The sequence below is a fragment of the Flavobacterium cupreum genome (assembly GCF_003996965.1).
GTDB lineage: Bacteria > Bacteroidota > Bacteroidia > Flavobacteriales > Flavobacteriaceae > Flavobacterium > Flavobacterium cupreum.
The window spans coordinates 22054-46376 of record NZ_QWDM01000016.1 but is presented as its reverse complement, the minus strand read 5'-3'; the positions used below and the strand labels follow the sequence as shown (position 1 = coordinate 46376).

Genomic DNA, 24323 nt, shown 5'->3' with positions numbered 1-24323 from the left:
TTTTATGCTCTTAAGTCATTGGCAAGTGCTGCAATCCCTTTTCTGATGTCACCATCAAATTTCTTAGCATACGCCTGTACTTTTACTTTTTCAGTTTCTTCGGTTGTGTAGGCGTAATATTCTTCAACGGACACTTCTGTACGGTATACTTTCGACTGCATGCCTCCAAGTGAGATGAATACTTCTTTGTATTTCTTATCAGGATCATTGGCTTTGTTTACCGAGAGTACCAGTGCTTTTTCTTTGTCGGTAAGCCCAAGCAGTTCTTGGATTTGCTCAAACTTATTTTGGTACTTGCTCTGGTCCAGCAATATCTTGCAGTCACTGTTATTAATGATAGCCTGCTTGACCACTGGCGAGGATATAATATCTTCGACTTCCTGAGTCACTACAATGGCTTCACCAAAGAATTTACGCACGGTCTTGAACAAATACTTTATGTATTCCGACATACCTTCCTTGGCAATGGCTTTCCATGCTTCTTCAATTAGGATCATTTTTCTAATGCCTTTAAGCTTACGCATCTTACTGATGAAGACTTCCATGATGATGATAGTTACCACAGGAAAGAGTATCGGATGGTCTTTGATGTTATCGAGTTCAAAAACAATAAAGCGTTCTTTTAATAGATCCAGATTCTCAGTAGCATTTAAGAGGTAATCAAATTCACCTCCTTTGTAGTAAGGACGAAGCACATAAAGGAAATTATTCACATCAAAATCCTTTTCCTTTACCTTGTCGCCCTCCAAAATGGTTACAAAATCATTTTTAAGAAATTCATAAAAAGTGTCAAAACAGGGAAACAAATCCAAATTGCTGTCTAACTTTTCAAAGTATAATTGTAGCGCATTGGACAGTGCCACATACTCACTTCGATTGAAGGTTTCATTGTCTTTTTTCCAGAGAGCTAATAACAATGTTTTAATACTTTCTTTTTTCTCCGTATCCAACGTATCACCTTCGCTGATGTAAAATGGATTAAACCTAATCGGGTTCTTTTCATCGTAGGTAAAGTAGTAACCCTTTACCATATCACACAATCCTTTGTAACTATGTCCTACATCAACAAGTACAATATGAGTTCCCTGCTCATAATAGCTTCTCACCATATGATTGGTAAAAAAAGATTTTCCGCTTCCAGATGGCCCCAGTATAAATTTGTTCCGATTGGTACAAATACCCATCTTAACTGGCTCATCACTAATATCCACATGAACAGGTTTGCCGGTCAAACGATCTCCCAAGCGAATTCCAATTGGACTAAGGGAAGAGCGATATCCTGTTTCCAGATTCAGGAAGCATGTGGCTTGTTCTGTGAACGTATCGAAAGTGTCATTCATTGGGAAATCTGCAGAATTACCGGGAATTCCTGCCCAGAAAATCTGTGCAGCGCCCACTGTCTCTTGTTTCGCAGCTGCATCCATCTGAGCCAGTGCAGACGAAACTTTGTTCTTCAGGTCTTTCAGTTCTTCTTTATTGTCCGTCCAGATCAGTACATTAAAATGTGCTTTAACAGGCAGTCGCTGCTGGCTGATAGCCTCGTTAAGAAAATCATTAGTGGCATCACGTGCAATCAGGTTCTCCCTGCTATAGGCTGATAAGGATTGTAGACGCAATCTTTTACTTTCGAGTTTTTGCAACGTTTTCTGAAAATCCTCTATAAAAATATATTGATTGTATATGTGATTACAGGACAATAATTGACCAAGAGTCGAAGCAAATCCGATACTGAATTTTGTCTTATCGGTGGAATACCTGTCATAGTTGATTCGAGAACCACATAAGGCAGGCAGATCAGCTGCATCCCCTAAAGTATAAATCTGGCAATGCTTGTCACCAACCTGCAGGCCATCGTCAAAAGCAATGTCCTTAAAAACAAATGAGTTTTGTTTTTCAGACAAAAAACAATATTGTTCAATGATACCGATCTTTCTACTGTGACTTCTGAGCTCATCGTTTCCAAGACGGGTCAGTTTCACAAAACCACTGTCTTCCAGTATACGTCTGAATTGTCCGGTACTGTCAATAAATTCCTGACGCAGCTGCGCTTTTAATGTTTCTTCGGGAACTATTGAACTTCTAAGTAAATTAGAGAATAAGGAACTGGACGTTTTTCTGCCTGCCGGTTTTTTGGTCAGGAAAATATAACACGAATGATCCAGAAATGGTCGTTCATTAAAAAATCGCTCACTGCTGCGGGTCAGAAAACTAGAGTCTTCACTTGTGAAATCCGGCTCAAAATTACTGTCTATAAACCAATCTTGTTTATGGAATACGCTAAATTTCGGAAGCAGTTTTATTGCTTTGAGCCATGCCTGATGAAATGCCTCGTATTCCTGATCCGACAAAGTAAATATTTCGGGCAGTTCTGCTTTGAATACCACTGTTACATCTCCTTGTTTGGACAGGATGCAATCGTGCTCTACATCCATAATCGGTAAAATATCATCTATCATCTTTTCCATCTTCATTTTTATTTACCACTCATTTCATTTTGAGCAAATTTTATTTTCGCATCATAAATACCTTCCTGCTCTGGGATTTCACTGCTTTGGGAACCTGACGTTTTGCTAGTGCTTTCATCATTCCATGTTCGCCGTATTGCTGGCTCATCTTATATATTTTCAAAACCCATAATGTCCCCGAAATACCAATTATTGCTATGCAGATAAGTGAAGGCAGTCCAGCTATGTACACAATAGCAAACAGTATCATGAGCACAATAACACCGCCGCCCAAATACCAGATGTATTGTGCTTTTAATCCCTTAAACTGGATACTTTGGTTTATTCCCTTGTTGATTTGATAGACACTGTTTGACATATTATTTATTTTAAAATTTCATTCTGTTGCTGCGCCTCATTTCCGAAAAAGAGCGTTCCTGCCATTTGTCAGTATTACTTTCGGCAGTTGTGCAAACCTTTGCCTCTTCACCGTTCTTTACCGGCAGTTGAATTACCGGCACTGTATCGGTTAATTTGGTTTCATTACTGAGCTTATCATCCTGCGGATTGGCTTCCTTCAATTGATTCTCTTGGATTTTTAGGGCTATTTCCCTTTCCAGACTACTGAGATCGCTTTTCATTTTTTGCAGTTCATCTTCCTGGCTAAATACTTTTGTACTTAATTGCTGTAATTCCGGCAGCTGGTTTTCAATATCCTTTAAGGAGTTTTGGTACTTTTCCTTTAGATGTTCCACCTTATCAATTGCATTTAGAAAATGGCGGGCTGCCAACTTCGGATTGTCCATATTTAGAGTTCCTCCATTGGAAGTATATTTAATACCATCTTCCAAACGTTGCGCATAAAAGCTGTTAGAGTAACGATATTGGTACAAACCATCATTTTGAAACGCTTCACGTTCTCTTTTTATATAGAGTCCAAAATCATATAATTCTCCAATCTGCTTGGCCTGATTTTCACCTTCAGGAGGCTTCCAGTTTTTGTAGAGCAGGATAATTTCTTTACCGATACTTTCCGAATCTGCTGTCCTGCAGTCGTACAACTGTATAGGATTCGCTTTGGAACCATCAGGTTCATACTTCAGACTGTTTTTGTAAATACTGTGATCAGCAGTTAGTTTGTCAAGTGTTCTAGAGGTGATTCCTTTTTCCTCCATTAGGTATTCAACCTGATATTTAGTTCTGGAAATTTCTTTATAATGAGCTTTTTTAAGGCTTTCCATTACCGCTACTTTTTTCTCCAGTTTTGATTTTTCCAGTAATGAAGTATCACCTGATAATACTGCGATATATTCTGAAAAGTTCATTCCACTTTGCTCATCCATGGCTCCCTCATCAATAGTCCTCACATTAAGTTCACAGTTTTTCATCTGACTGATAAAAGTCTGTTTGTTCTTCAAAAGGTTGAATTTGTAATTGTCCAGGGATTGCTCTGTGGCATAGATGAAGTTCTTTACTTTATTACCATAATGCTGTTTCGCAACTTCGTTCCCTTGTCTGCTGCCTCGGCCATTGCGTTGTCCCAGATCTGATGGTCTCCAGGGAATATCCATATGATGCATCGCCACAACACGCTTCTGCACATTAAGCCCGGTACCTGCTTTTTCTGTACTTCCCAAAAGAACACGTATCTCACCTGTATTCATTTTAGAAAACAACTCTGGCTTCTTCTTATCAGTCCAATCGTGTATATAGGTAATCTCATGAGCCGGGATATTAAAATCCCTTACCAGTTTTTCTTTAAGGGCATCGTACATATTAAAGTCATCCGGCTTGGGTGTCCCGATATCCGAAAAAACAATCTGAGTGCCTTTATGCTCCATGGAAGCATGGTGAATTTCAGCCACATTTCTGGCGCATGTATTCACTTTATTATTCGGATGATCACCATATCCTTCATTTATCAGCCTCATATCGGCGGCCATTTTTTTAGCGTAATTAGTAGCTATAAGCATCCTGCCTTTATCTTCCTGCGTGGTAAGGGGTGCCCTGCCGATAAGTGTCGCATTACCTGTTTTGGCAAACTGCATGAGCTGGGTAATAAACTCACTTTGCTCAGGTGTAGGACTGATATTGATAAGCCGTTCCTCAATGTCAGGTTTGTCCAGATCAATATGTTTGGCTGTTTTGTAATCGGTAATCTCATTATAAAATAGTGCCAGTTCCGGAACTTTAATAAAATGGCGAAAACGCTCCTTGGCAATAATCTCATTGGTGACAGAAAACTCAAAATCAGTCGTTTTTCTGGCAAAAACAGCTGCCCACCCGTCAAAGTTTTCAATCTGCTGGCGTTCCATTTCTTTAGGGCGCAGGTATTTGAAAAGCAGATACATTTCTGTCAGACTGTTTGAAATAGGAGTACCTGAAAGAAAGGTCACACACAGATCCGAATCGAATTTTTCCTGAAGCGTGCGTACCGCAAATAACATATTAAGCGCCTTTTGGCTTCCCTGCATATTTCCAATTCCGGCAACACGGTCATGACGGGTAGTGAAAGTCAGATTTTTGAATTTGTGAGATTCATCTACAAACAAATGATCAATCCCCATTTCTCTAAAGTTGATGCCGCTGTCCTTTTTATCTTCTATATCTTTCAGCAGTGTTTTTAGCCTGCCGTCCAGATTATTTTTTCGTATTTCAAGACCTTTTAATATTTTCTTGGAGATATCGCCTCCCAGATCTTTGGCCGTATCAAGGTCCCGTTCTATATTATCCAGCTCATTTTGTAAGATCTCTTTTTGTATTTCGGGTGACTGCGGAATTTTACCAAACTGATCGTGGGTTAAAATGATACAGTCCCAATTATTATTTTTAATCTCATGGAAGAGTCTCATTCTTTTAGCAGGAGTAAAATCATTTTCACCAGGTGCTAATATTCGTGCATTGGGATAAGCCTTTCGATAGGTTGATGCAATTTGATTTACATTGGCATTCAATGCCAGTATTGCAGGTTTGTGAATAATCCCTAATCGTTTCATTTCATTGGCAGCGACAATCATGGTAAGCGTTTTACCAAGTCCTACCTCATGATCGATTAAAGCGCCGTGGTTTTGAATAATACGCCATGCCGCATTTTTCTGAGAACTGTACAAGTCATCGATTTCAAGGGCTTTTTTATCCAAACCCGGAAAACTCAAATGGCTTCCGTCATACTCGCGTAATACATAACAATTGAAGGTATTATTATAGAGGCTTTCCAATTCATTTTTATCATTTATTGGTAATTCCTGCAGCCATTCAATAAACCCGTTACGGATGTTCTCAATTTTTTGATGTGCCAGCTGAATGGCTTCATTATCCGGCAGTCGGATCGGTTTACCTGCCGGTCCAGTTACTTCGTAGGTAAAAAACGGAGCAGTATTTTCCAGAGCGTGTTCTAATATAGTGTAGCCGTAAGTGGTTCGCCCGCTCTTTGGAGTTACGGCAAATTCCCTATCGATCTTGGTATTATGTCCCGAACTTACTTTAAAGGTGTCCAGTGATGGGAAGTAACTTATTTTTGTTTCCTGATCAAATAATTGTCCGGCAAAATTTTCATAGTAATCAATAGGTATCCATCGCTCACCAAGATTAAAATCAAGTAATTCAAAAGGGATACGCTCGGGTTGCACCTTTTCAAGCGCATGCATTCCTTTATAGTATTGCATGTTTTCAGGATACTGTTGTACTGCCTGTTTAGCCTGTAGCAATTTTTCCACGACATTACCACTAAGGTACAAGTCCGAGGTCTCCCAATCCTGACGCATGGGGTTTAGATAAATATAATGGTTCAGATTCTCTATAACCTCATTTTCTTCAAGACCAGTTGCTGCACTTATAAATCCTAAATCCACATCTCCTTTTTCATTGAGACAGCGGGCAAGCGCTTCAACCGGATCGTCTGTATAATAACGCTCTTGCTCTTTTACTACAGATTCACTTAGGATATCGGACTTTATATAACGCTCTGCTTCTTTGCGTTCCAACGAAGAAAGAATAGTAAACCCAAACGCGGAATCCTGCATAATCAGCCTGCGATTCTCAGGACTGTTAAGAATTCCATAGCGAGAAACAAAGTCTGTATACTGCTTATCCAGATTTTCCCGAATTTCTTTATTGTCAGCGTTCTCCAATTGTTCTTTTTCAAACAGGTCCAGGTAATGATCCCGAATGGCAATATAGGAGTCGTAAAATTTTAAATTACCTTGTGATGCTAATGGCTGGAAAAAAGCCTGCTTGTGTTCGCTGTTGATATCACTTATAATTCCAACAGCTTCTCCAAGGCGAACCAGTGTTCCTTCTTTGTAGAACGGTTTGAATGAAAGATTTTCTTCATAAAGTTGTCTTTCCAAATTAAAGGCCGATTCAAGGGTTTGATCTCCTTCGTAAATATACTTGTGATCGTAGTATTGAAGGGTATTGGACAACCCCAATAATTCGTGAGGCAATAATCCGCCATTCATCCAATTGGCTGAAAAACCATCAATTTCTTTTACATTAGAATATAATTTATATAAATATCGATTGGACTTATTTTGTTTGGCGGCAATGAGTACGACATTTTCATGAGATGGATTATCAGCTGTGCGTATGGTGCTCAGTATTCTTGCTGTTTTTTTGTCCACTATTGTTTCATCGAGAGGAATTATATAATCCATCGCACGATTGATGTTCTCTGCCGGTGCAGTGTCAAATAATCCCAACTGAACGGAAATACCGCTTGCCTTACTCTCCGGCATGGGCAGGTAATTGAATTTTCGTGTGCTGACTTCAGGCTGTTGAACAATGCCTGATTTTTGAGCCTGTTCAAAACGCTCTAAACTGAAATTATATTTTAAACCACTCGTAATATTTTGCGCCAGAGGATTTTCAATAGAATTAATATCGCCACTTTGTCTAATGCTTTGATGTGCCTGACCATATTGGTTTTTACCGGCAAACACTTCATTCCCAATTAGGAGCTCTGGTCGATTGTGCAGGTATTTATTGGTACTGTATTTTCCAAACTCATTTTCAAGTTCAACAGTTTGCAGCAGCTCTTTTTCATTGTCAGACAACGTTTCTTTGTGCTCATTTTTCTGAACGATCAACAAGTGATTGGGCGCATCTGTATTTCCTGTTTCCTTCATCAGGTTGTCAGGCATAACTGCAGCACTTACAAAATCTGCATTTTGAAAAAGATATTCTCGCACGCTCTGATTGGAAGGACTGTTTAAAAAACCGTCTGTCGCTATGTATGCCATAAGACCACCATCAGCGAGTTTATCTAGTCCTTTTGCAAAAAAGTAATTGTGGATTTTTCCTGAAATGGCTTTATAGGGATAGGCTTGGTCATACACAGAAAAATTACCAAAAGGAATATTGCTGACCACAAGATCATAACTTCCATTATCATTTATTGGAGCTTCTTCCAGCCCTATTACATGAGTGGTGTTTTTGGTTGAAAGTGTACTGTTTAATGCAGAAAGCACCAGTCCGCTCAATCGGTCTTTTTCGACAGCGGTAATTTGTTCCAAATTTTGGAAAGCCTTTTCTGCTTCAGTAATAAAAATTCCTGATCCTGCTGATGGTTCGTATAATCTTTTAGGATTAATACCTTGTTTTTCCAAAGCAGTGTACAAAATTTTGGGTACAATATCCGGTGTATAAAATGCTGTAAGTACACTGTTTCGCAGCGAAGAAACAACTGCATTATAATCCTTTTCAGAATAGTGTTCCTGCAATAATTCGTGCATCTGAGTTATCTGAGAATGAAGCTTCAGATCTTCTTTAGTTGCCCCGGATTTAATCCAGTCTTCGGTAGACCCATTTGGATAAAGTATAGCCTTTATTCCCCCAAAGCCTGCATAAGCTTTAAGTGCCAAAACTGCTTCTTCCGATAAAGCATCACCTTGCTGCCATTGCATTGCAATGGAAATCGCCCTGATATTGGCATTTAGTTTTTGGGATAGATTGTAAGCCATAATTACTACTTTTCATACTACATACTGCTGTAAACAGCTCAACTCACATAGTCAGCAATCTGACCGATAAGGGCATTTCTCAAAATGGGATCTTCTTCATTTTCTTTTGTAAAACCAATGGTTTCGAAAATTGGTTTGCAGCTTTCCATAAGGTTGATTACCTCATAGGTCAGGATTCCTGATTCCTGAAAAGCGAAATAGTCTTTCTCAAACTCATCAGAAAGCAACGAACGGATATATAGAAATCGGGAAGGTTTCAGGTCTTCGGTAAGTACATTGAGACAGATTTCTTCAATGATGTATTTAGGTGTACCATCAGATAACATATCGTCTAATATGGATTTAACACTAATTATTTTCTCATTGAGATAATCCAATACACTATAATCTTCCTGAAGTGTAAACATCAAATCGGGATTGTTATGGATAATGTAGAGCCATAACTTTTCTTTGAGTAAATCTTCCATGACGACCAGTTTTAGATACCAAAGAAGGATTTGATTACGGTAGCCACTACTACCAGAAAAACACAACTTCCAAACCAGGCAGCAGCCACTTTTCCGGTATCAGGATCACCTGCATTCCATTTTTGATATACTTTTACAGCACCTATTAGTCCCAATATCGCTCCGATGGCATACATAAGTTCAGTTCCTGCGTCAAAATAACTGCGTACCTGTTGATTGGCTTCATTGATTCCTGCCAGACCGTCCTGGGCGTAGGTTTCATAACTGATCACAAAAAGTAATTGTGCCAGAATTATGCAGATCTTATTTGTTTTTTCTTGAATAAACTTTTTAAAATTCCAGTTCCATTTTTTCATCACACATTATTTAAAGTTTAAAAATTCAGATAAAAAAACGGAGGTGCTGCCGCTGTCGCGTTCCACTTTCCTTTTACATCTGTCCTACTGCGCCGGGATGGACAGGAGCATTTCCTCCGTTATATTGTTTTAGATTTTTCAATTCCATAACCCTTCTGCTTCTGCCTGGGTAACACTTATAGATTCAAGTGTTTTGCATTCTGTCACAATAAGTTCGCTGACAGAAGAGCGAAAAGCAGAATCTTTTACAGATGGATATTCTTTTAAGATGAGTTGGATGTAGTCCAGGAATTCTTGTTTGAGCAGTTTTCTTTTTACAGCATCTGCTATAAAACTTTTTAGTCGGGCAACCAGCGCATCAACATCCTGAAAGGTGCTGTCAAATTCGCCAAAAGAAGTTTGATTTGAAATTGCTTCAGGCGACCCCTGATAGCTTTCTTCGGATTGAAAGTCTCCGTAATTGGGGGCTCCTAATCTGCGGAATTGAAATTTCCGCTTTCCTGATAGGACGTCTTTGAATTCATCAAAATAAAATCGAAATCCAACAAATAAATACCAGCTTGCCAGTAGCAGAATAACTACAACTATGTAATTACCCCATGAAATGTTTGTAAACATACCTCATCATTTTATCGTTCTACATTAGTTTCTCGCAATCCAGAATTCTAAATCCGGATCTTCATCATTACAGGGCAAAGAAACAATAGACAACAGACTGCCACAAGTACAACTTTTTGTTGTACCCCAGTTGTACCCCGTTGTACCACTAGTAAAATCAAGGAGAAAAAAAATAAAAAAAATAAAAAAAATAAAAGCCTCCCGAGTTGGGAGGCTAACTTGAATTAATGTATGGTGATTGTTATCATATAAGTGTCAACAAATATCCGATTAATGAACCGCCTAAAACCACACAAGCACTATTTAATTTCTTGAATCCAAATGCAATTACGATACTTAAAAATGCAATCAAAATTGTACGCCAATCGGTGATAGTATCTTTGCCCATTTCAAAACAAACAGCAATAATTATTGCTACTGATGCTACGTTTACAGAGTCTAAAAAAGCCGCAAACAGTTTTGAATTTCGCATTTTCCTTATGATTGGATTGAGTAACGCTACAAATATAAATGAAGGTAAAAATATAGCGATTGTTGAAATGACTGCACCTGTCAAACCGTTGATTTGATATCCGATAAATGTTACCGATGAAAAAACGGGTCCGGGTGTAAATTGTCCAACTGCAATAGAATCAATTAATTGTTGTCTTGTCAAAAGTCCTGCCGAAACTAATTCTGTATCTAGAAATGCGAACAAAACATAGCCACTCCCATAAAGTATTGCACCGATTTTTAGAAAAACCCAAAACAAGTTTGTATTAGTTGCAGAAAGTATTGTCGTATTTGTGATTTGTAGTAATGTTAATGGAAAAAAACTGCTTATATTATTTGGGTTTCTGTCCCTTAAATATGCCAAAAACAAAGCGAATAAACCTGCTCCAAACATTAAATAAATTTCGTTGATGTTTACAAATGATCCAAACAAAACAAGTACTCCGATGATTATTAGTTCTAGCGATTTTAGCGATTTTTTTGCCAATGGAAAAATTGCTCCTAAAATAATGGCGATAATGGCTGGTTTTATTCCATAAATAAATGGTTGTACTTCGGGAAATTGTCCATAAAGTTTGTAGAGATAAGCAAAAATTCCTGTAATAAAAACCGCTGGTAAAATGAAACAAAGGCCTGCAATAAGCAAACCCTTCCAACCTCCTTTTTCGTATCCGATATGAATTGCCATTTCTGTACTGTTAGGTCCAGGAATTAAATTAGTTGCACCAATCAAGTCCAAAAAATGCTGTTCAGTTAGCCATTTTCTTTTCGTAACCACTTCATCTTGCATCATAGCAATATGTGCAGCGGGACCACCAAAACCAATAATACCCAGTTTTAGAAATAATCTTGCGATATCTTTTAAGGTCGCTTTATCTACCATCTTTGGTCAATGTATTATCAGCCGACCAAAAGCCACCTCCTTTAATTAACAGAAATACATTTCCCAGAAGCATCGCCCAATCGGTTCTGCTTCCATGCATCATTCCCCAAAAACCTTTTTCGGCTAAAACTTCAGATTTGGTTGTCGCAATAGCTACCAACATTATAATGATAAGTGGAATACTTGCTAATCGTGTAAAAAATCCGAAAAGAATTAACGTTCCACAAAAAATTTCAAAAACGCCCACAAAACTCGATAAAAATTCAGGTAAAGGCAAACCAATTTTTTCGAATCGTCCAGCACCAAGTGTGTCAGCAAATAAAAATTTTTGAATTCCTTCAGAAAGAAATACAGCTCCAATCATAAGTCTAATTAATATTGTCGTTTTTGAATTGTCTGTATTTAATATTAGTTTTTTCATTTGTCGATTCATTATCTGCAGATAGTTATTAATAGGCTGAAACAGAAATCATAAATGCCATCTAAAAAATAGTATCAATAAAATTTTTGATTGTATTTCTGCATTAAATTAACTTTTGTCAAAGCGAATATAAGAAAAGTTTTATCACATTTTTTTTGACTTTTTTAAAATTGAAATAAAAATATTTTTTTTAGTTTTAATCTCATTACAATTTTTCCAAATCATCTATGAAATGATTTCAAACAGTACAATTCATATTCTAAAATGATAAAAATTCAATCTCCGACTTCTTATCCAGAAGCTTCCAGCCATCCTCGTTTCTTATAAAATAGACTTCATGCGTCAATGTATCTTTCAATCCATTTTTAATTGCAGCAGCAAAAATGTTCTTTTTTCGAATTGTAATGTATTCAACAATTGCCTTATTACCGGAACTCATAATCCTTATTGCTGTAATTGATCCAAAAACTTCATCTGCTACTTTTACACGTTGAATTTTACTTATTTTATCAGATGTCGGTGTAGGCAGTAAATACGGTTTTGCTGCAGAGGTAAAACTTACAAACGAAGTTGTATCTCCAAATTTTCTGGTTTGGAGTACCTTTACAAATCCTTTTTCTACGAGTCCCGATTTAAAAATAGTATTAGCATGTGCGGGATCTCCACAGAAAATATCATGATCTACAATTGCAGGATAATGATTTTTCTCTAAAATAAGCGTAGCAGCCAGTTTCTCATCCAGCTTTTTAGGTTGACAGCTTGTGATTATTAAAATCACAATAGTTAAAATGTACGATAGCTTTTTCATGGTTTTTAATTTTTAAATTATTTAGTTAATATTCTTTAATCTGTTTAATCATACTCTCTAATGTTTCGATTACAATCTCTTTATCTCTTTCTTCAGCAGCGTATGATTTACTTCGCATAGCATTATAAGAAAGGTCAGCTTTGTTTGGAGTGGAAAGAAAAGGAACAATTGTTTTAAATAAATGATTCATTGACTTTGAAATAAGAATCTTTAATTCATCGGAAGCTCTTAATATAAGGGCTGTTTGATCAGTTGAAAGTTTACATAAAACTTTACCGGAAGTGCTATTCACTGTTATTGGACTGCTTGTCTTCCTTTCAACAATTTGAAAAGGCACTGTTAAATAGTTGGCAAATCTTGATTCAACAAAAATTATTAATTCATCCAAACAGGATATCAATGTAGTTGTCACCTCTTTTAGATTATCTCTGTGTAAATCATCATTATTATTTATTTCTGTGATTTTACCCAAAAGAAATAGTAATGTTGAATAATAATTTCCAACTAAAATTTTGATTTGTTTCTCTTTGGTAAGTGAAAAAACCTGTATAGTAAACTGTGACTGAATGAAAAATGTTTGTTCGGTTGCCATTTCAATAATTGCTCTTGATTGAATTGGCGTAATCATTGAAAGATCTGTTTTGTTGGGATTAAGGGTTGAAGTTACCGTTAAGTCCATCCATTCTAAAAGATAGGTTTGAGTCATTTCTTTTACTTTTATTTAGTAAATATTTCTCCCGACTTGCAATCGACAGTACTCTAAATCAATGCTTATAGAACATTCTTAACCCAGTCAAAACATGTGTTGTTAATATTTAATTAGAATTTAATCGTAAACGGTATTCAGAAGGAGACAGGGAAGTATGCTTCTTAAAAAAAGTACTGAAAAAAGAAGTATTGGCAAATTTCAGTTCTTCTGAAATATACAAAATGGTTAAATCATTATTTTGAAGCAAGATTTTGGCCTCCAGAATGATTGCATTTTCGATGCATTGTTTCGCTGTGATCTCCGTAACCTGTTTGACAGTTTTAGTAAGATGCCCTACAGTAACATTTAAGATATTTGCATAGAATTTCACACTGTGTTCTTTTCTGCAGTGTAGTTCTAATAACCTAAAAAAATGGATAACTATTTTTTCATTTCCAGTATGTTTAACATTATCGTACCAGGATGATCGATAGTATGTTCCTGCCAGTTCATAAAGAAAAAGATTAAAACTCAAAAGCAATGTTTCCTTTTTCAGAATATTCTTATTTGAACTTCTAACCTTACTATTGATTAATTTAAGTAAATCTACAAGTAATCCAATTTCTTTATTTTTGAGAAAAATCTTGGAAGTATTTTTTGCAATAAAAAATTCAAAATATCCAATATGCGGCAATCTTATGCTATTAGCAAAAGCAAACTCCGAAGAGAATGAAAGCTGGCATATTTGCAATTGATTGCTCATTATTAAAACTTCACAAATAGACTTTTTTGGAATAACGATTAGTTCATTGATAAATAAATGAATCTTTTTACTGTTGATCAACAGGCATACTGCTCCGGAATTTATAATCAAAACGGTAAATCGATTCAATATAATTGATTCTTTAAAAGCAATTCTGGAGGAGAATGTTTCAAAAATGTAGACTTGTAAGCCTGATGGGTTATATTTTGATTTTAGAGATGCCAAAATAAGCGCTTTAAAATGTTTAATTTAATTATGCTAGAAAGTATTACTTATCAAATAATCTGGCCATCAATGAAACGCAAACGAAAAATAAATTTGAAATGCCGTTTACAAAAAATAGATAGGCCAATTTTCTGGGAGAATCAGTTTTTATCCCACCATCAATTAAATAGCCTATTATTTCATCATAGGATAATAGGTCTATGATGAAATAAAGGCTTACAATATTGAAAAGAATCAAAAACACGCAATACACATATTGCAGGTATTTTTCAATCGACTCAGTTATATACATGGCTAATCTGTTTGGAGATTTTGAATTAAGAGCCCTGTAACAATTGATTTGTTAACTGCACTTGAAGAATTTGCCAAAGCACCTTGTAAAGCTCCAACACGATTGCCAACAGAAGTATCCCAGTCTTTATCTTTGCGTTCTATGGCGTAATACGATGAATATCTTGCTATAGAGGAAGTGGTAAGAATGATTCTTTTGTCCTCAGTGCTAAACTCTGTGTTGGATATTACGGACGCTTCGAATGTAGTTATGGATTCATGAATTACAGCATAATCATTTGTTTCCCATAAAAGCATGGATGCCATAAAGTTGGAAAGAGAAATTTTGGCACCATTTGTCATTGATGAGTTTGCAATCGCCTGCTCTAATTTTATTTGAGGATTGTCAATAATTTCTTGTATCTCCTGAAAGTCAATAGGAAGATGCGTTTCCAAATTTAAATAATCACTATTCAAAATTGAGATGGAATCCACCTTTTGACTGACTTGGCTGATTGTATTGCAGGAATAGGTACCTGTCAGATAAACATCAAGAATGTCATTATGTATTTTACCTGCTATGTCATATATATTAGCAGGATTTTCAGGGTTAAGATTCTGAAGCAGTTTTGCCGTTTTTTTAGACTTCTCTATTGGTAAAGTACTGCTTAGAATTTCTGTATGCTCCATATTCTCATTGGTACAAGAAACGGATAGTGATGTAAGGATCACTAGCAATAATAAAAGATTTTTCATGATTAAAAGTGTTAAATGCAATGACTGTTTTTTTTCAGTCAGTTCATTTCACCCGGGTTAGCAGAACTTTAATCCGACACGATGCCAAATATTTTTTGCTATTGAATTCAGGACAAATCTATAAGTAGATTTTTTGATTTGCAAAACGTTGTATGTGGATTTTCCGAATATAGGATATCGATTTTCCGAAAATCGACATACCTTTTTTATTAGAAAAAATACTAATTATCAGCATGTTACGTTATTGTTAATGCTGTGTTAAGCAAAACGTAATATTTATTTACTCAGTAGTGTTTTTTACTACTAAAAATGCATTTTTAAATCAAATAATGTCTCATTTTTTAATTTAAGTTATGATTAAAAGATATATAATAGTGGTAGTTCTTTGCTTAATGAATCAATTGTATGCGCAGAAAATGGAATCTAAAATTTCCGATACGCTTCAAAGAAAAAGTTACGATTACCTCTTTGAACGCATAGAAGCAACGGCTAAGGATAAAGCTAAACAAGCACACTATCTTCAATACTTTTTGAACAAGGCGAAAATTGATCAAAATTCAGAGGAAATTGTAAATGGGTATAAAAATTATATATTCTATTTACCTGAGAAATTAAAATTGGTATATGCAGACAGTATGATTCATAGTGCCAAAAAAGCAAATGATAATGCTCTAATTGGGGCTTCTTATCTTTCAAAAGGAATAGTCTACTACGGACAGAAAAAACATAAATATGCTCTTGATAATTATCTTATAGCCGATAATTATATATCCAAAACCAATGATAAATATTTGATATATAAGGTCAAATATAACATTGCACACATAAAATACTACCTGGGGTTTTATGACGAGGCAATTTCTTTATTTAATGAATGCATTGATTATTTTAAAGAAAATAATACAAGAGCATACTTAAATTCTCTGCATTCACTTGGTTTGTGTTATAACAGAATTGGCAATTACGGCTTATGTTCGGAGATAAATGAAAAGGGTATTCAGGAAGGAATAAGATTAGACAATAATGAAATGAAAGAGTACTTCATTCATTCAGAAGGTGTTAATGAATATTTTAAAAATAACTATACCACAGCTATTAAAAAGATCAGCGCAACAATTCCAACGATAAATAAAAAAAAGGATTTTGCAAATGAATCTGTAGGGTATTTTTATATCGGAAAAAGCTATTGGAATCTCCACAACCGCGAAATGGCTTTACAGTATTTTTTTAAAGTTGATAAGATTTTTGATGACAAAGAATATATACGTCCCGACATGCGTCAGAATTATGAGCTGATTATCAAATATTATAAGTCTAAAAAGGACCTTAACAAACAACTTTACTATATTGAGAAATTGCTTAAAGCAGACAGTGTATTGGATAACAGGTTTAGATATCTTTCTGGCAGAGTCCGTAAGGTGTACGATACGAAAGTATTACTAAAAGAGAAGCAGGATATTGAAGATTTATTTAACAAGAGGCAGTATAATGATTTTATTTTTACCGGTATAGTAGTTTTATTCTTTTTAATCGTGTCATTCATTACTTATAGACATATCACAAACAAGAATATTTACAGAAAAAAATTTGAGGAATTGATGGAAAAAAACGAAGCTGTTCCTAAAACGGAAGTCAAAAATGGAGATAACGGAATTGGAAACATCAATAAAGATACTGTGGCAGACATACTGAAACAATTGGAAAAATTTGAAAAAGATAAAAAATTTTTAGCAAAGGATCTGACTTCGGCAAAGCTTGCTTCAATCTTCAATTCCAATCCAAAATATTTATCAATGATAATCTATGAGTACAGAGGAAAGAAATTTGTAAAATATATTGCTGATCTTAAAATCGATTATCTAATAAAGTTGTTGAAAGAGGACGCTAAAATAAGAAAATATTCAAATAGTGCATTGGCTGAAGAAGTCGGCTTTAGCAGTACCAAAACATTCACCCAAGCTTTTTTTGCACAAGCTGGGTGTCCAACCTCTTATTTTATTGGGGAACTAAATAAGATTTCTCAAGAAAATGAGATTCTCTAATAAAAAAATCAGGAAATGATTTCTATACAATTTATGAATTAAAAACGTTTTTATTTTTTGCAGCAAAGTTGGAATATAACAAGCAAAGTTTTATTTTCGCTGCCTTAATTTAATAAAAACATATTATGAAAGATTTAGTAGCCAAAATAAACACCGAAATCGAAATATTTAAAACAGAATCAGATTCACTAATTGAAAAAGGTGTTAAAGCAGCGGGAGCTAGAGCTCGGAAATCAACTTTGGAAATTGAAAAACTTTTAAAAGAGTTTAGAAAAGTTTCTATCGAGGAGTCGAAAAAATAATTCATTCTTTACTTTACTTAAAAAGCCTTTCAGACTTTCTGAAAAGGCTTTTTTTATAATAAGTAAATTGATTATGAACCTTGTAATAGATCTTAATAAATCTGTAAGTAACTTTAATTCCTGCGACTCTAATATTAATAAAAGTCTCAATTAGAACTTAAAAGAATAATTCCAATTATCTGTTTGGTTATCGACTGTTACCTACAGTTTCTAACTTTAGAGATTCACTAAATTTTACATGCTTTTCAATTTTTGGCCTCCATTTGTCTTGTGTTGACATCGTATCGCAAATTTTTTCATGAAAATAAACCTGAAACCATGTCTTTTTATGGAACTCACAAACATTCTGATATGTTTTTTCAGAATGTATCATTAACTTCAGAATAAATTCTTCTTTAGGTTCTCTATGATTGTTTATGACTTGACTTAAACTTACCGGAGTTATATCAATATCTTTTGCAAAACTACTTCTCTTATTGTAAATAGTATCAATATATGCCGACAAGAATTCTGAAAAATAGTGGTGATTATCATAAGCTGGTTTGCTTATATAAGCTTCCATTTTTAATTTTAGTTGTAATAGTTTTACACGAATAACCTGATCTGCGGATAAGTTTTTAATTCGTTGTAAACGTGCTTCCATTAAAGCCGCTCCATCGGTATCACGTTCTGAATTTGATTTGTATCTTGAATCTACTCCAAATTCAATATCTTCAATATTTACTTTCTTATTCATTATCGTATGTTTTTATCAAGTTTAAAATTTCCGGAACCTCTAGACTCAAAGTCATTCCGGTTATATTCATATTGTATTTGTCGATATAATGCTGGGCAATAGTACTTTTTGGTTTAAGTGATACACAGGCTAACTCTGCATATTCTGCTACTGCAATTTTCGCAGCATGGGTAATTAAGTTTGCAGCAATATTATCAAACTTCTTATTAGAACCTTTATTTTCTACTGAAACAGTCAGAAGTCTAATATGGACTCTCCATTCCTCGGATATTCTTTCCAAAGAAATAATTCCTAAAATATCATTTGAATTGATAATTTTTAACTTATAGATTTCATAATTCTTTTCAGCCTTCCAATCGAAAAAATAGCGTTTTTTATCTATAGACTTAAAATCAATATCTTCTACTGGCAGAATTTCTACATTGTAAATTTTTCCCGAAGAAGTTTCTTGAATTGTCATTTCACAAATTTACAAATAGTTTACTTAAAACGGAAACATTTATTGTTAAGTTTACGTTTTTTGGAAAATATCAGGTAATTTCTATTTACTAACAATTTAAGTAATTTTGCTGAAACGGATGCAGAGAATGTTAATCAGAGCTTTTAATATCAATCTATATTGTCTAAGTAAAATATTTGTTTAGGTATTCTCACTATGAGCATTAAAAAGACTCTTTTGACAGTAAAAAAAATCAGGTATAAATGAGAAATATAAAAGATTAACGACGTAAGGATTAAGTTCAGTACGCTTTCTTAAATATTCCTTTTCACACTTTTCGATAACCACATAAAGGATCGATGTACAGCAGTTTCATTCAATAAAAGTTTGATTGTTGTCCCTGTTAGCCCAACTAAACCTTAACTGTTATATGACACTTTTTTCTTCAATATTTTCTAAAATATGATTTCTTGTAAATGCAAATATTCCAAGACTAACTAGACTAATTATTGAGATGGCACCCGTTGAAAAATCTAATTTATTAAAAATTAAAATGTTTAATCCAATATTTGTTAATCCGATAATCCAAAAATAGGTTTCACAAATGTTTTTTAATTGTGTTACTCTCTTTCCTAATCTTAAATTTATTTCTGTAAAATATCGTTTTTCATCAGGAAAAATCATGAAAAACTTATTTGAAATTAGTTTTTTGTAATCTCTTTCAGAAACAGTTTTTATATATGCTAAATCGTTGAAGTTTATTTTTAATAAAAGAATTAAGTAAATATTAGTTATGAGTATTGTTACGATAATCATTGCTAAAAATTGAACTGAAACTTGAATTTTTTCTAAAGCAAACAAAGTTGTAGCAATAACAATTGGCAAACCAATTATTTTTTGGGTTATATTTGAGAGAATTTCTGAAATTTCCTTGAAATATTTAGATTTATATTCGTCATATTCCTTTTTAATAGAATCTATGGATAAGTTATTCAAATAAATTTCAAAGTTTATTTTTGCCGTTTTTATTATTGTTCCTAGATTTTCAAAAAACTCGTAAATTCTTATTTCTTTTTTATTTTTTGCTGAAAACTCTATAATTGAATTTTTCAAAAATTTTGGCAAATGTAAATTCTCTTTAGTAAAGCAAGTTGTAAATTCTTCAAATGAAATACTATAATCAACTTTATTGTCAAAATGATGTATTTCATTAAAATATTTCATAATTAATCTTCCTTTTTCACTTAAACTTGTGAACACAATTTTTCTATTAGTTTTATTTACATAATCTACAAAATGAAATGCTTCGTCAGAATCTATTTCTTGAGATTTCATAAATTCGATAAATTGATTGAAAGATTTTGAATTTGAAAAGAAAAAATTATTTTCATCTGGAATAAAATTGGTAAAAGTTTTATTGTCAATAAAAGAAAACGGGGTGTTTCTTTTATTAATTATTAATACATTTTCACTTTTAACTACTTCACTTAATTTTAGATAATCTTCTAAATTTTCATAAATATTTAAATTCAAATCACTTTTTTCGACAGTTAAAGTCTCATTTCTAATGTTTAAAATTTTTATATTTAAATCAGAAAATTGTTTTTCAATCTCGGCAGAATATTTAAAAACAATATCATCTGGATTTATTGAAAATTCAGAATCTTTAAATATCTTATATATGTTTTCTTGATAATCTATCATTAGTTGTTTTCTATTTCAACTCTTAATGCATTTGCAAAACTTTGTGATTCGATTATAACAATATTTGGGTCTTCTTCAGAAATTCTAATTTTTTCGTTTAAAGTTCCTCTTGAAAATTTTAAATTGATACCATCTCGATTAACTTCAAGCTTAACAAACTTTTTAAGCTGTCTTTTATTATATCTAAATTCCGTGTCCAATGATATATTATTTGCATTTGCATAATCCGAAACCGTATTTGGGTTTCCGTAAAAATGTTGGCTTAAATCTCTAATGTTAACAGTATCATTTGGACTTGAAGAAGCGTAACTGTAAACTAAATTTCTAAAAGTTTCAATTGGGTAGGGTAAAGTAGTTTCCGGGTCAATTGGTGGGACAATTTGCGTAATTATTGTGTATAAGGCTTTAGTGTAATCACTACTGCTTTCAATCTGTTGAATAGAAATCCAAGCTTTAAAATATTCCGAAACTTCTTGTTGCCTTAATTGTGTAAATGAAAGATAATTTATTTCATCTTCATCAATTCGATTTTCATTTATTCGACAAGCCATTGCAAGATTTTTGGTATCTACATACTCAACAGTCTGAATTGAATATGAATTTCGAGTTTTTCTTAAAATTTTACCTTCAACATCGCGAATTAAAAAAATTGATACAAAATTATAGCCATTTTCACTATATTCTGCAAAAATAACGTATCCACCTGTTGCAAAAATAACTGGTTTTATAAATCCAACTAAATTACCCATTACAAGTTTAGTAAAAGAAATGAAATCGGTATCATCTCTCTGGGCATGTCTGTATTCAGAAAATTTTTCTGGAAAATATTTTCCTTCTGTATTGTCAAATATTGCATATAAAATTCTATCGCTTCTATAGCTATCAGATAGTGCCGATACCAAAGCTGTCGATTCATCATTATTGGGAATTAATTCCTCTGACAGTACTATTTCAACTTGATTACTTTCTTTTTCTTTTATTAATTCGTGAATTATTAATTTCCTTAATTCCATTAATTATATCTTTTATTTTTTACAGTATGGTCGTTTATGATTTCCACTAACATTTCCTTGCAAGGCAGAGGCTCGGTATTAAGCTTTATTCTTGGATTTCCTAAATAATCCCCAAGTATAAAAACATTTTTAAATTAAGCAGATTGCCCAAACTTATTGAAGCAAATCCTGTAGGTAGTGATTCTATATATTTTCTATACTCCAAATTTCTTTGATTAAATTATTTATTGCTAAAGTTCTGTTATCAATTCCTTCTTTGAAGTTTGTAAGTGAGGAAAAACCCTTTTGAATTAAAAAATCCTGGTCATCTAACTTGTTGTAATAATTATTAGTTAAACAATTCGATAATTTTAATTCTTTTTTAAGTTTACTAACTTTTGTCAATTTATTATCTGGTCCAAATTCAATTGAAGTTGGATTAGGAATTAGTAAAAAGTTACCTAATTTTTTTTCAGTTGCAAAATAAGTTTCTTCATTTTCAAAATGACTGTTATACTTATTATATTCCCATATAATTGGTGTTAATACAAATCTATTATATTTTCTAGTTGCCATCAAATCATACATTTCGATTTCATTATTAGAATATATATTATTTTCAATATAAAGAGTGCAACGAGCTAATAGATAATGAATAAACTTTCTATTACCATTATTATAGAAAAACTTATCAACCTCATTAATGCTCTCTTTACTTGAAGATAATCTTTCTTTTAAAATTAATTTTAATTCAATAACACTTGTATTTCTTATGTCTTTAACTAAAGTATAGATTATGTATCTTAAAAATGATTGAGAACTACCTTTGTAGTTAATTGCTCTGGTTACTATCAAAATGTCAATAAAAGTTGAAACAGCTTTAAGTTTCTGTAAAATAGTTTCTTCATTATCTAATTTATTTATTGATGACATCAATAGAGGATAACTTAACGAAGAAGCAATACCCCAATATGAAGTTAAATAAAGTCTTTCAATTCCATAATTATATGAACTTTCGTATATTTTTATTTTTTCATATAATGTCGAATAAAATTCAAAATCACCTTTTATAAAATAATAAAATTCATCAGAACTTGAGAGCCCAATTTTTTTGTGGTTATCTTTTACCCAAGTATGAAATCTTGTTCCAATTTTTTCAAAATCCTCATTTTCAGCACCACGAGCACCGCTACGAATTGTGTCTGCATATTGACTTCTTAGCCATGCTCTAATAAATTCTAAATCTTCCTGAGTCGAGTATTTATGTAAGTTTGAAATTTTTTCTTTCCAAATAACATTTAATTCATCTATTTTGATAGGATCTTTTAAATGTGTCAATAAATAACCTTTCAACATTTCTGTTGGAGTTAGGTTTAGACCTCTATCATTCATTGTTTCAAAAATTGTATAAGCATTTTCATCACTATATGCTAGAATTTCAACAAAAACAACTTTCTCTTTAAGCCATTCAATAAATAAAGGCAATTTGTCATTTTTTAACTCATCAGAAAATATATTAGAAATATCAGTATATCTTTCAAACATATTTTTAATAGATTCATCAGTCTCCTTACTTACATCATAATCTTCACTATTAAAAAGTGCTTCTAAAATTTTAGTTCTATCTGGAACTTCGATATTATAAGTTTTTCTGCCACCTTTTTTGGAGTATATTAATGGAATAATATCTTCTGGATCAATACTGTCTTTTTGAAGGTTATGAAGATAGATAAGCAATAAAGTTATTGAAGTAAGTCTTTGTTGCCCATCCACAATTGAACGAATACTACCTTTTTCACAGATTACTACAGGACCTAGATAATATGAATTATATTTACTATTAATATCTAAGATTGTATTCCCAATTTCATAATTAGATAAAAAAGATGCTTCTAAATCAACTAACAATTGTTCAATATGTTTGTATTCCCATTTATATTCTCTTTGAAAATAATCAACAATATATTTATTTTGTAGTAATTCAAATAATTTTCTAGCGTTTGCTTGTATGTTATTGCTTAAGCTCATAATATTTTAATCTAAAGATTTAATTAGTAGTTTTAACATATAATATGCTGGCTCATATATTTTTAAATTGTCTTTATTGGGTTGGATTTCTCCATGAAAAAGAATGCAACGTAAATTATATATTATTTCTATTATTACTTGCGATAACAAGTTTGTGTCGTCTTTAAAAAATACACTTCCAATATTTTGTAATGAATCTTTCTTCTTTTCAACAATTAGGGATTCTTTTATTTTAGGATTTATTTGTTTGAATCCATCTTTTAAAATTTCCTTATTTTTTTCGCTTAATGCGATAAAAGAAGGATCATTAATAAAGTGCTCAAAATCATATTTTGTATGCTGATAAGCATAGATTGTGGCTCTTCTATTTTTTAAAACATCTACACGGATTTTTATATTATGTGGTTGAATAGGAACTAAGAGCTCAATTTTGAAGTTAAATTTATTGTAATCTTTTGTGAATATTGGGTTTGGATTTGTTCTAAAATTTATTGATTTAAAACTTAGTGAATTTGCAATATTTGGAACTTTACATCTTTCTAATTGCTTATGAAGTGTTATCAATTGATTTCTAAAAAAAACAGAGTCCTCGTCATCATTTTCGAGTAAAGAAATTAATCTTGTTCTAAAAAGATTATTATCAGTTTTAACTTCCCGTAAAATTGCACTATCTTGATTTTTAAATTGAGGATAGTTGTTACAGTACCATGCATTAAAAGGTAACCAACATTTAATAAATAATATAGGATATTCAAAATCACCGTTTGCAATTTGAAGCCATCTGTCTTTTTGATCTATGAAATTATTAGCCATTTATATATTTAAAGTTCTTTTTACTACGAATCTTATTTACCCACAACTTATTTATTGGAATCGTAAAAGGCATAGTTTTAATTTGGTTAGATTTAAACCATTATATTTAACTTTAT

21 protein-coding genes are annotated in these 24323 nt (G+C 33.0%); 2 read left to right on the top strand and 19 right to left on the bottom strand.

Annotated features, from left to right (window positions below; translation table 11 throughout):
* Positions 1-2: 2 nt before the first annotated feature.
* From D0817_RS20245 to D0817_RS20185, 13 genes are all read right to left on the bottom strand, one after another.
* A complete protein-coding gene (locus D0817_RS20245; RefSeq protein ID WP_127340178.1) occupies positions 3-2465 on the bottom strand; it encodes a TraG family conjugative transposon ATPase in 2463 nt (820 codons plus the stop codon).
* Positions 2466-2505: 40 nt separating this feature from the next.
* Positions 2506-2823, bottom strand: coding sequence for a DUF4133 domain-containing protein (locus D0817_RS20240; RefSeq protein WP_127340177.1), 318 nt, complete (start codon positions 2821-2823; stop codon positions 2506-2508).
* A 10-nt stretch (positions 2824-2833) separates the two neighbouring features.
* Complete coding sequence (locus D0817_RS20235) at positions 2834-8404, bottom strand: helicase-like domain-containing protein (RefSeq protein ID WP_127340176.1); 5571 nt, start codon at positions 8402-8404, stop codon at positions 2834-2836.
* 38 nt (positions 8405-8442) lie between these two features.
* Positions 8443-8871 (bottom strand): DUF1896 family protein, encoded by a 429-nt coding sequence (locus tag D0817_RS20230; RefSeq protein ID WP_127340175.1) that lies wholly within the window; start codon positions 8869-8871, stop codon positions 8443-8445.
* 11 nt (positions 8872-8882) lie between these two features.
* A complete protein-coding gene (locus D0817_RS20225; RefSeq protein WP_127340174.1) occupies positions 8883-9227 on the bottom strand; it encodes a DUF4134 domain-containing protein in 345 nt (114 codons plus the stop codon).
* A gap of 138 nt (positions 9228-9365) precedes the next feature.
* Complete coding sequence (locus D0817_RS20220) at positions 9366-9845, bottom strand: hypothetical protein (RefSeq protein ID WP_089477523.1); 480 nt, start codon at positions 9843-9845, stop codon at positions 9366-9368.
* Between the two features lie 244 nt (positions 9846-10089).
* Positions 10090-11220 (bottom strand): chromate efflux transporter, encoded by a 1131-nt coding sequence (gene chrA / locus D0817_RS20215; protein WP_127340173.1) that lies wholly within the window; start codon positions 11218-11220, stop codon positions 10090-10092.
* A complete protein-coding gene (locus D0817_RS20210; protein WP_089477521.1) occupies positions 11210-11641 on the bottom strand; it encodes a DoxX family protein in 432 nt (143 codons plus the stop codon). Before D0817_RS20210 ends, chrA begins: the two co-directional genes overlap by 11 nt.
* Positions 11642-11900: 259 nt before the next feature.
* Positions 11901-12449 carry a hypothetical protein gene (locus D0817_RS20205; RefSeq protein ID WP_127340172.1) on the bottom strand — a complete coding sequence of 183 codons (549 nt, stop codon included), beginning with the start codon at positions 12447-12449 and terminating at the stop codon, positions 11901-11903.
* A gap of 25 nt (positions 12450-12474) precedes the next feature.
* Positions 12475-13155, bottom strand: a complete 681-nt coding sequence (locus tag D0817_RS20200; protein WP_127340171.1) for a hypothetical protein — start codon at positions 13153-13155, stop codon at positions 12475-12477.
* A gap of 109 nt (positions 13156-13264) precedes the next feature.
* A complete protein-coding gene (locus D0817_RS20195; RefSeq protein ID WP_127340170.1) occupies positions 13265-14125 on the bottom strand; it encodes a helix-turn-helix domain-containing protein in 861 nt (286 codons plus the stop codon).
* Between the two features lie 43 nt (positions 14126-14168).
* Positions 14169-14417 carry a hypothetical protein gene (locus tag D0817_RS20190; RefSeq protein ID WP_127340169.1) on the bottom strand — a complete coding sequence of 83 codons (249 nt, stop codon included), beginning with the start codon at positions 14415-14417 and terminating at the stop codon, positions 14169-14171.
* Positions 14418-14419: 2 nt separating this feature from the next.
* Positions 14420-15133 (bottom strand): hypothetical protein, encoded by a 714-nt coding sequence (locus D0817_RS20185; RefSeq protein ID WP_127340168.1) that lies wholly within the window; start codon positions 15131-15133, stop codon positions 14420-14422.
* A 434-nt stretch (positions 15134-15567) separates the two neighbouring features.
* On the opposite strand from D0817_RS20185, the gene D0817_RS20180 reads away from it, so the two are divergent.
* Positions 15568-17193, top strand: coding sequence for an AraC family transcriptional regulator (locus D0817_RS20180; RefSeq protein ID WP_238160915.1), 1626 nt, complete (start codon positions 15568-15570; stop codon positions 17191-17193).
* A gap of 125 nt (positions 17194-17318) precedes the next feature.
* Positions 17319-17495, top strand: coding sequence for a BF3379 family histone-like protein (locus tag D0817_RS20175; RefSeq protein ID WP_089477515.1), 177 nt, complete (start codon positions 17319-17321; stop codon positions 17493-17495).
* A gap of 187 nt (positions 17496-17682) precedes the next feature.
* On the opposite strand, the gene D0817_RS20170 is transcribed toward D0817_RS20175, so the two are convergent.
* The 6 genes from D0817_RS20170 to D0817_RS20145 all read right to left on the bottom strand — a co-directional run bounded on the left by D0817_RS20170 (position 17683) and on the right by D0817_RS20145 (position 24207).
* The gene (locus tag D0817_RS20170; RefSeq protein WP_127340166.1) at positions 17683-18231 is read right to left on the bottom strand and encodes a hypothetical protein; all 549 of its coding nucleotides are present in this window, start codon (positions 18229-18231) and stop codon (positions 17683-17685) included.
* A complete protein-coding gene (locus D0817_RS20165; RefSeq protein ID WP_127340165.1) occupies positions 18224-18691 on the bottom strand; it encodes an N-acetyltransferase in 468 nt (155 codons plus the stop codon). The genes D0817_RS20170 and D0817_RS20165 overlap by 8 nt, the downstream gene beginning before the upstream one ends.
* 405 nt (positions 18692-19096) lie before the next feature.
* Entirely contained in the window at positions 19097-20374 is a 1278-nt protein-coding gene (locus D0817_RS20160; protein WP_127340164.1) for a hypothetical protein, read from the bottom strand.
* Positions 20374-21387, bottom strand: a complete 1014-nt coding sequence (locus D0817_RS20155) for a nucleoid-associated protein (protein ID WP_127340163.1) — start codon at positions 21385-21387, stop codon at positions 20374-20376. Before D0817_RS20155 ends, D0817_RS20160 begins: the two co-directional genes overlap by 1 nt.
* A 183-nt stretch (positions 21388-21570) precedes the next feature.
* Positions 21571-23394, bottom strand: a complete 1824-nt coding sequence (locus D0817_RS20150; RefSeq protein WP_127340162.1) for a DUF262 domain-containing protein — start codon at positions 23392-23394, stop codon at positions 21571-21573.
* Between the two features lie 6 nt (positions 23395-23400).
* Positions 23401-24207 carry a hypothetical protein gene (locus tag D0817_RS20145; RefSeq protein ID WP_127340161.1) on the bottom strand — a complete coding sequence of 269 codons (807 nt, stop codon included), beginning with the start codon at positions 24205-24207 and terminating at the stop codon, positions 23401-23403.
* Positions 24208-24323 lie beyond the last annotated feature (116 nt).